This is a genomic window from Nostoc sp. C117, assembly GCF_043099735.1.
Classification (GTDB): domain Bacteria; phylum Cyanobacteriota; class Cyanobacteriia; order Cyanobacteriales; family Nostocaceae; genus Nostoc.
In genome coordinates this window covers 2,277,750-2,291,028 of record NZ_CP170991.1, presented here as the reverse complement: position 1 = coordinate 2,291,028, position 13,279 = coordinate 2,277,750, and the positions used below count along the sequence as shown (strand labels likewise).

The following is a 13,279-nucleotide window of genomic DNA, read 5'->3' as shown; positions in this document are numbered from 1 at the left end:
ATTTACCACCAAGAAAGGGTGCCTCCAGCGTGAAAATTGTTTTAGAGAACATTCACAAATCTTACGGGAAGCGTGTAATTGTCAATCGCGTCAATCTTTCTGTTGCTCAGGGTGAAGTCGTTGGTTTATTAGGCCCCAATGGCGCTGGTAAAACGACGACTTTTTACATTGCTACAGGTTTAGAAAAACCCAATCAAGGAAAAGTTTGGCTAGGTAATGTAGACGTTACAGGAATGCCAATGCACAAAAGGGCGCGATTGGGAATTGGCTATCTAGCACAAGAAGCAAGTGTTTTTCGCCAACTGTCGGTGCAGGATAATATTCTGTTGGTGCTAGAGCAAACTAATGTGCCACGATGGGAGTGGCCAAGGCGACTAACAACTTTACTGCGGGAGTTTCGGTTGGAAAAATTAGCTAATAGCAAGGGAATTCAACTTTCTGGTGGCGAACGACGACGGACAGAATTAGCCAGATCTTTAGCTGCTGGACCAGAAGGTCCAAAATTTTTACTTTTGGATGAACCGTTTGCGGGAGTTGATCCCATAGCAGTGTCAGAAATTCAGCAAATTGTGGCACAATTGCGCGATCGCGGTATGGGAATCTTAATTACAGATCATAATGTCCGCGAAACCCTGGCAATCACCGATCGCGCCTACATCATGCGCGAGGGACAAATCCTTGCCTTTGGCGCTGCTGACGAACTCTACAGCAATCCTCTCGTGCGGCAATATTACTTGGGTGATAACTTTCATGTCTAAATTAAAAATTATTTCCTGAATATAGCAATCATAAATGAGTTGTGAAAACTATCGAAGTGACAATAAAATAAACATCAAATTTCATAAATCATTTAAGACTGCTATCTTTTTAAAGAATGTTTTGATTTTTTCTGCTTCGCCATGAATTTCTGAGTTAATGTTCAGCAATTGAGAATTTAATTTTGATATTACATATAGTAGATAAAGTTAACTTAGGTATGGAGCTTAGACTTAAAAGCCAAATATGAAACCTGTTTTACTTCTGAATTGTAACTACTAAATTTTCCATAGGACTCTGATTTTATTTTGGTGAAGCTAGTTACATATGTATTTCTTTTTTCCTACCGACCTACGCAAGTGATTTCAGGAATCAAATCGGATTGCTATATATTGTTTGCTTTACCAGGGTTGCCAATATTTAACTTTTGAAGTTGCTTATGATATCAAAGAAATTCACATCTTTTTACAGCCTCCATTCGCTGATGCCTTTTACGATCATGGATCGTTATCTTGGGAGGGAATTGTTACCGCCGTTTTTCTTTGGTGTTGGAGCTTTTTCATCAATTGGCGTCACCATTGATGCTGTATTCGATCTGATCAGAAAAATTGTCGAATCTGGGCTACCGATAGACATCGCTATTCAAGTTTTTTTATTAAAGTTTCCTAACTTTATTGTTTTAGCTTTTCCCATGTCTACGCTGTTGGCTACTTTAATGACATATAGTCGTCTTTCTAGCGATAGCGAATTAATAGCCTTGCGTGGTTGTGGGGTGAGTGTCTATCGCATGGTATTTACTGCTGTGATGTTAAGTCTTGTGGTTACAGGAATGACATTTTTGTTTAACGAACAAATAGCACCAGCAGCAAATTACCAAGCGGCTATGACTCTGAATAATGCTCTCAAATCAGACAAGCCAACTTTAAAACAGCAAAATATTTTCTATCCTGAATACCAGGATGTTTACCAGCCGGATGGCTCTAAGAATCGGATATTGTCACGCTTGTTTTACGCCGACCAATTTGATGGTAAGCGTATGACAGGGTTGACGATTATAGATCGCTCAACTAAAGGTTTGAACCAAATTGTCGTATCAGAATCCGCGGAGTGGAATCCTTCTAAAAATGTTTGGGATTTTTACAACGGCACGATCTATTTCGTTGCTGCCGATCGCTCTTATCGCAACATCGTTAGATTTGAAAAGCAACAACTGCAACTACCCCGCACACCATTAAGCTTGGCAGAGAAAAGCCGAGACTATGGTGAAATGAATATTAGCGAAGCCCTAGATCAATTAGAAGTGGAACGTCTTGGTGGCGATCGCCAAAAAATTCGTAAACTCGAAGTACGGATTCAACAAAAAATCTCGTTGCCCTTTGTATGTGTAGTTTTTGGCTTAGTTGGCGCAGCGATGGGAAGCATTCCCCAACGTACTGGCAGAGGCACCAGTTTTGGGATTAGCGTTATCGTTATTTTTTCATACTACTTAATTTTCTTTATTAGTGGAGCGATCGGTCAAGCCGGTGCCCTCTCTCCCTTTATGGGGGCTTGGTTACCCAACTTTATTTTTTTGGCAATAGGTATGTTTTTATTGACGCGAGTTGCTAAACGTTAAATGGAGGGATTTGAGACGAGAGGGGAGAGACAAGGGAGACAATTTTACCTTGTCCTCCTTGTCCCCCCGATCTCCACACCTCAATTAGGATGGATAATAATTGCGACATTCTGGTGCATCAGGATTTTCCTTGCAGTATTTCTCAAAAGAGACTTTTGCTGAAACCATACCCTCGGCTTTCTGATGAGCTGCTTCAGCCTGGAGTTCTTCTACTTCATCCCAAGCAGCTGCACAGGCTTTAGAATAAGCACCTTGTTCAGTGCAAATAGCACGAGCCTGTTCAATTGCTTTTTGAATTCTCTCTTCCAGCTGTAGCACTTTTGGCGCTTCCACAAAATCGCTTTTAGTCAAAATATCGGTAATCGAGATGATACCCAATAACTTACCTTGAATCACAGGCGCTCTATGCATACCAGTGTTAGCAAATAACCGTGCTACATATTCCACACCCAAATCAGGGTTTACCACAATGCAAGGCTTACTCATGATTTCGTAAATTCGTACTTGCTTTGGGTCTTTACCGTAAGCTATTACTTTATAGACAATATCTGTTTCTGTAACAATACCATACGCATCATTGTCATAGCGACGATCCACAACCAGCGCACGCAATCTTTTTTCTTTCATTAGCCCCACCGCTTCAGCAACAGTTGCTGAACCGCGAATGGTAACTACGTTTTTGGTCATGATATCTTCAGCTTTCATCATTGCTGTAGTCTCCTGGTAAATAGTACAGTGCGGCAAGGGCGCCTTCAAAGGCGTATCGAAGCATTGCAGCGCACAGTTTGCTAGCTAGAAACTAAAAAACTTGAATTTTTGCTTAGCTACAACAATAAACTTAGAACAACTATCAACTTATGATGTTATCCAATGTGACCAATGCTTAAAAACTAAGCATCATTTGTGATAATATTCTGTCAACTGAAATTTTGCAGTATTTTCAATAACTCTAATGATGCAAAAATAAGAGATTTAGGTTTCAGCTTCAGTGCCTAAGTACTATTTTTATAGAAAGAGTATCTATCTCTTAGCTTTGAATTTCTTGCTCAACTTACTACTATGTAGTATTTATTCACCATACTAAGTGCAACAAGTCTAAGAATGACGCAAACTTAGCTTTTTACACTTTTTCCATTAAAAGCTTTGGTAATTTAGGACTCATATTTGATTTTGAAAATACACTTAGTACCGCCGTGAATTCAAAATTCAAAATGACGCTCTCTACGAGACGCTACGCTAACAAAATTTAAAATCAATGCAGTGTAAGGGTTTCGTTGATTTGGAATGGGTAGTTTATTTACGCTGTGCTGTACTAGTGGCAGCACAAAGCGGAGTTTGTGCATTAATTCCCATAACACTTATTTTAATTGTGCCAGAAATTGATATGCTAAAGGCCAAGACTAGCGATTATTCAAACCATGCCTGCGCCCACTATCAACCCTACTATCACTGCCTTTCCCTTGACAGCTGTAGTCGGTCAAGAAGCGATTAAATTAGCCTTGCTGTTAGCAGCCGTCGATCCGGGGTTGGGGGGAGTGGCGATCGCAGGTCGTCGTGGTACGGCAAAATCTGTGATGGCTCGCGCTATCCACGCTCTATTACCGCCTATTGAAGTTGTCAAAGGCTCTATCAGTAATTGTGACCCCAACCACCCAGAAGAATGGGACGATCGACTTTTGGCGGAGTACGCAGAGAAAGACATTGAAGATGTCCCTACTGAAATTATCCCCGCGCCTTTTTTGCAAATTCCTCTAGGTATCACAGAAGACAGACTTCTCGGTTCCGTAGATGTGGAAAAGTCTGTAAAGCAAGGTGATACAATTTTTCAGCCCGGTTTACTTGCTACAGCCAACCGAGGTGTACTGTACGTAGATGAAATTAATTTATTAGACGATCAAATATCAAATCAGCTTCTAACAGTATTATCTGACGGACGTAACCAAATTGAGCGGGAGGGAATTAGTTTTCAACATCCGTGTAAATCTTTGTTTATTGCTACCTACAACCCAGAAGAAGGGGGATTACGGGAACATTTACTAGATAGAATTGCGATCGCTCTTTCTGCTGACGGTGTACTGGGCTTAGATCAAAGAGTAGCAGCAGTAGAGCAAGCGATCGCCTACTCCCAATCTCCCCAACAGTTTCTTCAGCAGTATAGCGAAGACTTAGACGGTCTGAAAACCCAAATTATTTTGGCACGGGAATGGCTCAAGGATGTCTGCATTACCCAAGAACAAATCGCTTACCTAGTAAATGAGGCGATTCGTGGCGCAGTTCAAGGACATCGCGCCGAGTTATTTGCTGTGCGAGTTGCGAAAGCTGCTGCGGCTTTGGAAGGACGGACAACAGTCAATGCCGAAGATTTACGCAGTGCTGTGGAATTGGTGATTGTGCCACGGGCAACAATCGTGCAAACACCACCACCAGAACAAGCACCGCCACCACCTCCACCGCCGCCTCAAAATCAAGAAGAACAGGAAGAACAAGAACAGGAAGAACAAGAACAAGAAGAACAAGAACAGGAAGAAAATCAAGAGCAAGAACCCCCCAGCATCCCAGAAGAGTTCATCTTTGACCCAGAAGGGGTAATTTTGGATGATAGCGTGCTTTACTTTACTCAAATGGCAAAGCGGCAGGGTAAATCTGGTAGTCGCAGTATCATCTTTTCTGATGATAGGGGACGCTACATTAAGCCAATGTTGCCCAAGGGGAAAGCGCGACGCATTGCAGTAGACGCCACCCTGAGAGCTGCGGCACCTTATCAAAAAGCACGAAGAGAAAGACACCCAGACAGAAAAGTGATTGTCGAACAGGGTGACATTCGCTCGAAACGCTTGGTACGTAAAGCCGGGGCGTTAGTAGTGTTTGTGGTAGATGCTTCTGGCTCAATGGCCTTAAATCGGATGCAGTCGGCAAAAGGCGCGGTGATGCAACTTTTAACGGAAGCTTATCAAAACCGCGACCAAATAGCATTAATTCCCTTCCGGGGAGAACAGGCTGAAGTATTATTGCCGCCAACACGTTCCATTGCCTTGGCACGTAACCGCTTAGAAAGATTGCCCTGTGGTGGTGGTTCCCCCTTAGCACATGGTTTAACCCAAGCTGTGCGCGTCGGCTTAAATGCCCAGATGAGTGGAGATATTGGGCAAGTAGTGCTTGTAGCGATCACCGATGGGCGGGGTAATATTCCCTTAGCACGTTCTTTAGGTGAACAACTAGAATCAGGAGAAAAGCCAGATATCAAAGGAGAGTTATTAGAAATTGCTGCCAGAATTCGTGCTTTGGGGATGCAACTATTAGTAATTGATACCGAAAGTAAGTTTGTTTCTACTGGCTTTGCGAAGGAATTAGCCCAAACAGCAGCCGGTAAATATTATCATTTACCCAAAGCAACAGATCAAGCTATTGCTGCTATGACTAGAGGTGCGATCGCTGATATAAAATCTCGATAATTAGTCTTAGTCATTTGTCATTAGTCAGTTGCTTTTCTAGTAACTACTGACCATTGACTAATGACTACGATCCAGTAGGCATAACTTGCGGTTGCAAATAGCAAATTAAATCTTGAATTCCCTTTTGTAGGTAACGCGTTACTGTCATGGGACTAGTGCCAATATTCTTAGCAGCATCCTTGCGAGAAAGTTCCTTTAAGAATACCATTTCAACTGCCATACGGGGCTTTTCTTCTAACATATTGATTGCCCCTTGGAGTTGTTGACGTTCTTCGTCTAGTTGTTGTTGAGCAGTAGAACGAGGACAAGGAAGTGCTTCACCCAAAGTTATTTGACAATCAACATAATTAACTGCGGTGGCATCTAAACTCAAAGGCAAACGGTTTTGAGCAGCTAACTTAGTTTCTTGCCATTCTTGCACAGATACCCTGAGTTCTTTGGCAATTTCAGCATCCTTGGGAACACGACCCAAAGACATTGCTAACTCTTTGCGAATCTTTTGTCCTTCATTGTACAGTTCTTGCCAACGACGGGGAATTTTTAATAGAGTACTGCGATCGCGCAAAAAGTGCAGCATCTCACCGCGAATGTATGGCACAGCAAAAGAACTAAAAGCATATCCTTGACTAGGGTCAAAGCGCTCAATTGCTCTAATTAAACCAAAATAACCAATTTGTTCTAAATCTTCATAAGGTTCATTACATTGATGGCTGAATTTATGAGCCATCTTCCGCACTAAGCCAGTATGTAACTGTACAAGTTTATTACGAAGTTTAATAGATGGATTCTGGTGGTACAAGTGTAATAATTCTATACCATCAGTTCGTAGAGAGGACTCACTTGCTGCCATATAAATTCCTTTGTTGTAACTCCTATTTCTGTGAAAATGGAGTTGCGTATATCTTCTTCTTAGGCTGTCATTATTTTCCTTAGTCAAGGTTGAATAAGCCATCGTCGTTTCACTGAACTTATCAGGGGTCTAACTCTACAATTCAGTATTTGTACGCATGATTTTGCGACCATATACTCTCGCAGGTTATTTTTGTTTTCCGGATAAAATTGAAACACTTCATAATATTTTTTGTTTCATTTTCTGCTTGAGTACCCTTCACTGGTTTATCACCTCAAATCTTGTAAGAATAGGAATAAGCAGAACGTTTTCTGAAAAAACTAGTTTTTCAATATGAGCAATACCAGCAATTTTCGTGAAGCTATCCGTGAGGCAAAATCTCACGGACTCGTTGGCCCAAATGTGATTGCTAACGCCCTCCCCTACGTCGGTGGTGGATTGGTGCTAACAGCATTGGGAACTTACGGAGGTTTAGGAGTTATCCGTACTAACCCCCAAATATTCTTTCCTACATTTATTGGTGCGGTGATACTGGAGTTAGTTTTGTTTTTTGTTGCTCAAAATGTTGCCCAAAAAGGTAACAAGGGACTTGCACTACCCCTATTGGCAACTTACAGCCTCCTATCTGGATATACCCTTAGTGGTTTGGTATTTGTCGCTTTGAGATCCCACGGTGTTGGGATTCAAGGTGTTGGTTTAGCTGCCTTAAGTTGTGGCGTTACTTTTATTGCCGCCCGTCAAATTGGTTCAAATCTTTCTGAACAAGATGGCATGGCTTTGACGAAAACCATCAATCTCGGCATCATTGCCTTGGTGGTTGTGTGTCTTGCCCAATTCGGGTTAGCCATGTTTGGTGTTTATACGCCAAATTGGTTAGAAATTGCCATCTCTGGTCTAGGAGTATTTCTGTTTGTCGGGGCTTCAGTTGTGGATTTCTACATCTTGCCGCGGACTTACAATGATGATGAATATTTGCCTGCTGCTTTGTCGATGTACCTTACCTACATCAACCTATTCATCTTTATCTTGCGCTTGCTAATTGCGATTAATGGTCGTGATTAATTGTCTGTAGGCGCTAATAGAAGTAAACTTTTATAAAGTAAAAACCGTGGTTAAATTTTTAGCAATCACGGTTTTTTCATCGTTTTAATAGTAAAATATGTAGATAAGTTCGGCCTCAAGTGAGCAAAAGTATGCTAGAACTCTTAAACATGAAACGCGAAGTAGAAAGGTTGTCTAATATCTTGACTAAGGCTGAGGGCTGTCTTTGACCTCTCAGAACTGAATGCCAAGATTCAAGAGTTGAATCAATTAATTTCTCAACCTAGTTTCTGGCATAATTCTGCCACTTACTATCAGAAACTTCAAGAAATTGAATTCCTCAACGCTAAGAAGAAACAATATCAGCGATCGCACCTCATTCTAGAAGATATCAAAGCTGCACTAGAACTACTAGGATTATCTGCTGATGAGGAATTGTTGCAAGAGGCACAAACTAACCTTACGCAACTCCAGCAAGAACTCGAAACACTAGAAATAGAACAATTCCTGTCCGATTCCTGTGACCAAAAGGGGGCATTCTTGGCAATTACGGCTGAGGTTGGAAGTATAGATGCTCAAGACTGGGCAGCTATGTTATTACAGCTATACCATCGTTGGGCAGTAAATCATAACCATAAAGTGTATCTAGTGCAAGAGTCAGCAGGTGATTTAGGAGGGTTCAAAGATGCCACCCTAGAAATTACAGGGCGTTATGCTTATGGCTGACTGAAATCAGAACAAGGAACTCATCGTGTAATAAGAGTTTCTCCCTTTAGCAGGAACAGCAAGCAGCATACTTGCCTAGCTAGTGTAGAAGTCAGCCCAATTATAGATGAGTCTGTTGATTTTGAGATTCCAGAGAAAGATTTGGAAATTACTTTTTATCGCCATCGGGGGAATGTCAACCGGACAGAAACATGGGTAAAGATGGTTCATATTGCGACTGGGATTAGTGTATCTTGTAACCAAGAGCGCAGCCAGAGACAAAACAAAGAGAAAGCCTTAGCTATTCTCAAGAGTAAATTGTTTGCGATGCCTACAGCTGGCTACACCTACGCACTAGCCCAAAATTTCCAGCAAGTTGACGAAATTCAACCCCGACTGATAAAGTCTCTATCCAACAAGCTCATCCGTGAATATATCCTGCATCCTTACACCAAGGTGAAAGATTTACGCACTAATGTCGAAACACTTGCTGCGACAGAGGTATTAGACGGTAAAATTGATTTTTTGATCAAAGCCTATCTGCAACAGCTAAATCACACTACTTCAGTGAGTAAAGAAGCACTTGATAATTTCAAGTAACTTTTGTAATTAGTGCAGAAAAAATTTGCCCAATTACAGCTAAAATCAAGAAACATCAGTAGAATAAAGAGCAATTTTTTAATCCAAAGCGCTCTATCTCTCATTAAACAAGCATTATGGATGTCCTAGAACTCAAACGCGAAATCGAAACGTTGTCTGGCCGCCTGGGTAAAACCCAGGACTATCTTTGACGTACCTGCACTGACAGCTAAAATTCAAGACCTCGAAAAAATATCCGCTCAACCAGAATTTTGGAATGAGCAAACCCAAGCCCAACAAACGCTACAAGAACTTAACGACCTAAAAGCCCACCTCCAGCAATACGATCGCTGGCACGCCAATCTAGAAGATACTAGGGCAGTGGTTGAGTTATTGGAGTTAGAAACCGATGAGGCACTACTCCAAGAAGCGGAATCTACCATCACTAAACTGAATCGTGACCTTGACCAGTGGGAGTTACAACAGTTACTTTCTGGTCCCTATGATGCTGAAGGTGCTGTACTGACCATTAGTGCTGGTGCTGGAGGCACTGATGCTCAAGACTGGGCATTTATGCTGATGCGGATGTACACCCGTTGGGGTGAAGCTCACGGCTATAAGGTAACTTTAGCTGAAGAGTCGGAAGGTGATGAAGCCGGAATTAAATCGGCAACCCTAGAAATTACTGGTCGCTATGCATACGGTTACTTGCGTTCAGAAATGGGTACACATCGTTTGGTGCGAATTTCACCTTTTAATGCCAACGGTAAGCGACAAACCAGTTTTGCAGGGGTGGAAGTGATGCCGCAGATTGATAACTCTGTGCAATTAGACATTCCAGATAAAGATTTGGAAATCACCACAACTCGGTCTGGTGGAAAAGGTGGGCAGAACGTCAACAAAGTAGAAACGGCGGTACGGATTGTTCACCTTCCTACAGGTCTTGCTGTGCGTTGTACAGAAGAGCGATCGCAGCTGCAAAATAAAGAGAAAGCCCTAAATCGTCTTAAAGCAAAGTTACTGGTCATAGCCAAAGAGCAACGTGCCCAAGAAATTGCTGAAATTCGTGGCGATATGGTGGAAGCCTCTTGGGGGAATCAAATCCGTAATTATGTGTTTCATCCTTACCAAATGGTCAAAGATTTACGCACAAATACGGAAACAACGGCGATTACAGATGTGATGAATGGGGAACTTGATACATTTATTCAAGCTTACCTGCGCCAAGAAAATAAACTCGTAGAAAATACTTCTGCATAGTTAAGTATTTAGTTAGAGGTACTCAGTAATTATTTTTGCTATTGCTTAGTACCTCTTATCGGAATCCGATTTGATTCCTATATATTATTGATGAGTAAATTATTGATGAGTAAAAATTCCATAACAACACCTTGGTGTATATAACTATTGGATTGCTCATCGATTAGACATCGCCGTTATGATTAAAATTATCTGCAAGAATGTGATTTTGGGATTTTTGGCTGTACTAATTGTCATACTTGTTTCAGGTACAATCCAGACTAGGGCTGCAAACCCTAATTTAGATGGCGACTCACACCCCACACGACTCAAGCTGAATGAATGCATTGCAGATGTAAAAGAGGTAACAGCTTGGGACGAGAAAGAAACATTAGACGCAGCTCGTAAGATTTGTGATAAACGCCAATCACATGCCAAACAAAAGGCGCAGTTTTTAGTATCTTTGAAAAAACTGCGAGAGCAATATCAAAATTATACAAATCATGGATTTGACGAACATTTACCTACAGCTATTGAAGATTCATGGACAATTGTCAAAAGTTGTATTGATTTCAAAGAGGGATTTACATATCCCCACAATGTAGCTATATTGTCAGTACCAGAGGATGTTCGTAGCGGTTGTTACTCGTTAGGTATTTCTTTAGTAGAATCTGCCCTGTTTAATGAGAAGCAGTGAGTAGCCAATAATATTTTCCTCGCTTCTGCCAACAGCAGTACCACCAGATGATTCTGTAATTACAAAAATGCTCCCAAAAAAGTGGAGAATCCAAGATCTTTCGTAGGTAAGATTGGTAATTTGTCTGGTTTGGGCGAAACTTATTAAGGAGTGTCAAACCTCTATACCTTCTTCTGTTGAGGCTTTGGTCTGATGCGAACAACATAGAGGCGATCGCGATCCTATTCTAGGTCAACTGTTACAGTTATAAAAGAGTCTGCGATCAAAATAACTATGAACAACTCCCCTTCAACAGAACCTCAACCTAGCTACGTAAAACTCGCTATGCGAAACATGGTGCGTAAGGGTGGAACTTCCCTGAAGCATTTTGGGTTAACTACCATAGGGCTTTTAGCTGTCCTGATTGGTCTTGCTTACCTAACTCATTAACGAAAAACTCTGACCTTAGACTAGGAGACTGTGTGGCTCTGGGAGTTGAATTATATGTGGAAGATTATTTTGACGAGTTGTCCCTGACAACCTCGATGAATTTTGGTGACGCTCATCCCCGAATTACTTCGGAAACTTGGCAAAACTGGTTTAATCGCTGGTTAGAAATGCTTCAGCCACAAATTCCACCTGCGCCAAGTTATGAAATAGGACTGCGTTTAACAGATGACTCGGAAATTCAAGAACTGAATGCTCAATATCGTCAACAAAATAAACCCACAGACGTCTTAGCTTTTGCTGCTTTGGAGGTAGATTTTCCTCAAAGTGAAGATATGCTAACCTGTGTACCAGTATACTTAGGGGATATTATTGTGTCTGTAGATACGGCACAGCTTCAAGCTCAACAGCAGGGACACAATTTATCAACGGAGCTAGCCTGGTTAGCTGCTCACGGTTTATTGCATCTGTTGGGGTGGGATCATCCTGACGACGAAAGTTTGGAGCGAATGTTAAAACAGCAAGTGAAATTGCTGAATGCCATAGGTATTGCTATTGACATAGAGTAGCAGTAGTTTGTGTGCCTTCGTGTTAATTTTGGGTAATACTTTTATAATACTTCTGTGGAAAATTGCTTAAAGATTGCCTCAAAGTTAATTACGCCATTAAAATCGGCGAATATTCCCACTGTAGCAACCGTGTTTTTGTATTTTTAAGTCTATGTCCCAAAAAATTTCTCCACCACCAACACCCACCTCGTTACAAACAATCGTGACCAACGAACGGGAATTCTCGTGGAAGGTTGCCTCTAATTTATTTGTTAGTTTTAAGTATGCTTGGGCTGGGATCAGCTATAGTTTTCAAACCCAACGTAATTTTCGGATTCATACGAGTGTTTGTGCTTTAGCGATCGCTTTAAGCGTTTATTTACATTTGCAACCAGTAGAAATAGCCATAATTGGCATCACTAGTGGTTTAGTTTTGGCATTAGAGTTACTGAATACAGCGATCGAGTCCCTTGTGGATTTAACTGTTAAGCAGACTTACCATGATTTGGCAAAAGTTGCCAAAGATTGTGCCGCTGGTGCAGTCCTGGTTTCTGCTTTGGTAGCTGTACTAGTAGCTGCTATGCTCTTGCTCCCTCCTCTGGTAAAGTTAATTATATTGGCTTTGTAGATGTGATTGACCATCGTCAAGTGACTCTGTAACAAGATGGCAGTCTGTCAAAGTTAAAATTGCAAATTAAATAATGCGATTGTGGCAAGCGTCTTGGCTATTGACAGGATGCTTTTTAACCTGCACCCTTTCCCTAACTTATGTTAATAGTCATTGACAATTACGACAGTTTTACATATAATCTAGTCCAATATCTGGGAGAATTGGCAGCAGAGTTCCCAGTGGCAGCGGATATTAAAGTTTTTCGTAACGACAAAATATCTATAGATGAAATTCGAGCATTAAAGCCGGAAGCTGTGGTTATTTCTCCTGGTCCTGGTCGCCCGGAAGATGCGGGTATTTCCCTAGAGATGATTGAACAGCTAGGACAAGAGTTGCCAATTTTGGGTGTTTGTTTGGGGCATCAAAGTATCGGTCAAGTGTTCGGTGGTAAAATAGTTTCTGCTCCAGAGTTGATGCATGGCAAAACCTCGCAGGTGTCTCACACAGGAGTGGGAGTTTTCCAGGGATTAGAAAATCCGTTAACCGCCACCAGGTATCATAGTTTAGTGATAGAACGCGAGAGTTGCCCCGATGTGCTAGAGATTACTGCTTGGGTTGAAGATGGCACCATTATGGGAGTTCGACACCGGAACTATCCTCAGATTCAGGGCGTCCAATTTCACCCAGAGAGTGTCCTGACATTATCAGGAAAACAGCTATTGCGAAACTTTCTCCAACAGTTACAGTCGAGAGCTTAATTA

General features: G+C 41.6%; 12 protein-coding genes and 1 pseudogene. 11 read left to right on the top strand and 2 right to left on the bottom strand.

Annotated features, from left to right (window positions below; all coding sequences use genetic code 11):
• Window positions 1–29 precede the first annotated feature (29 nt).
• Both lptB and ACFG4S_RS10485 read left to right on the top strand, forming a co-directional pair.
• A complete protein-coding gene (gene lptB, locus ACFG4S_RS10490; protein ID WP_392534734.1) occupies window positions 30–758 on the top strand; it encodes an LPS export ABC transporter ATP-binding protein in 729 nt (242 codons plus the stop codon).
• A 497-nt stretch (window positions 759–1,255) separates the two neighbouring features.
• Entirely contained in the window at window positions 1,256–2,371 is a 1,116-nt protein-coding gene (locus ACFG4S_RS10485) for an LptF/LptG family permease (protein ID WP_392534733.1), read from the top strand.
• A gap of 84 nt (window positions 2,372–2,455) precedes the next feature.
• Here the strand turns inward: ACFG4S_RS10485 and ACFG4S_RS10480 are convergent, their stop codons facing one another.
• On the bottom strand, window positions 2,456–3,079 hold the full coding sequence (locus ACFG4S_RS10480; RefSeq protein ID WP_392534732.1) for a CP12 domain-containing protein: 624 nt from the start codon (window positions 3,077–3,079) through the stop codon (window positions 2,456–2,458).
• A 710-nt stretch (window positions 3,080–3,789) separates the two neighbouring features.
• Between ACFG4S_RS10480 and bchD the strand changes: the two genes are divergently transcribed.
• On the top strand, window positions 3,790–5,823 hold the full coding sequence (gene bchD, locus ACFG4S_RS10475; RefSeq protein ID WP_392534731.1) for a magnesium chelatase ATPase subunit D: 2,034 nt from the start codon (window positions 3,790–3,792) through the stop codon (window positions 5,821–5,823).
• Window positions 5,824–5,887: 64 nt separating this feature from the next.
• Here bchD and ACFG4S_RS10470 read toward each other — a convergent pair whose 3' ends face one another.
• On the bottom strand, window positions 5,888–6,673 hold the full coding sequence (locus ACFG4S_RS10470; protein WP_392534730.1) for an RNA polymerase sigma factor SigF: 786 nt from the start codon (window positions 6,671–6,673) through the stop codon (window positions 5,888–5,890).
• Window positions 6,674–7,006: 333 nt separating this feature from the next.
• Here ACFG4S_RS10470 and ACFG4S_RS10465 point away from each other — a divergent pair, with 333 nt between their 5' ends.
• The 8 genes and pseudogenes from ACFG4S_RS10465 (at window position 7,007) to ACFG4S_RS10430 (ending at window position 13,276) form a co-directional block, all read left to right on the top strand.
• Window positions 7,007–7,735: a Bax inhibitor-1 family protein gene (locus ACFG4S_RS10465; protein ID WP_392534729.1), complete on the top strand. Its 729-nt coding sequence runs from the start codon at window positions 7,007–7,009 to the stop codon at window positions 7,733–7,735.
• A 131-nt stretch (window positions 7,736–7,866) separates the two neighbouring features.
• Window positions 7,867–9,019, top strand: a pseudogene (locus tag ACFG4S_RS10460) (PCRF domain-containing protein).
• Window positions 9,020–9,135: 116 nt separating this feature from the next.
• A protein-coding gene (gene prfB, locus ACFG4S_RS10455; protein WP_392534728.1) for a peptide chain release factor 2 occupies window positions 9,136–10,258 on the top strand; the annotation gives its coding sequence in 2 pieces (ribosomal slippage) (window positions 9,136–9,207 and window positions 9,209–10,258; 1,122 coding nt in all).
• Window positions 10,259–10,436: 178 nt separating this feature from the next.
• Complete coding sequence (locus tag ACFG4S_RS10450; protein ID WP_392534727.1) at window positions 10,437–10,934, top strand: hypothetical protein; 498 nt, start codon at window positions 10,437–10,439, stop codon at window positions 10,932–10,934.
• Window positions 10,935–11,207: 273 nt separating this feature from the next.
• Window positions 11,208–11,363, top strand: a complete 156-nt coding sequence (locus ACFG4S_RS10445; RefSeq protein WP_392534726.1) for a DUF3285 domain-containing protein — start codon at window positions 11,208–11,210, stop codon at window positions 11,361–11,363.
• Window positions 11,364–11,401: 38 nt separating this feature from the next.
• Complete coding sequence (ybeY, locus tag ACFG4S_RS10440; RefSeq protein ID WP_392535955.1) at window positions 11,402–11,929, top strand: rRNA maturation RNase YbeY; 528 nt, start codon at window positions 11,402–11,404, stop codon at window positions 11,927–11,929.
• A 151-nt stretch (window positions 11,930–12,080) separates the two neighbouring features.
• A complete protein-coding gene (locus tag ACFG4S_RS10435) occupies window positions 12,081–12,536 on the top strand; it encodes a diacylglycerol kinase family protein (RefSeq protein WP_392534725.1) in 456 nt (151 codons plus the stop codon).
• A gap of 140 nt (window positions 12,537–12,676) precedes the next feature.
• Window positions 12,677–13,276: an anthranilate synthase component II gene (locus ACFG4S_RS10430; protein ID WP_392534724.1), complete on the top strand. Its 600-nt coding sequence runs from the start codon at window positions 12,677–12,679 to the stop codon at window positions 13,274–13,276.
• The last annotated feature ends 3 nt before the right edge of the window (window positions 13,277–13,279 follow it).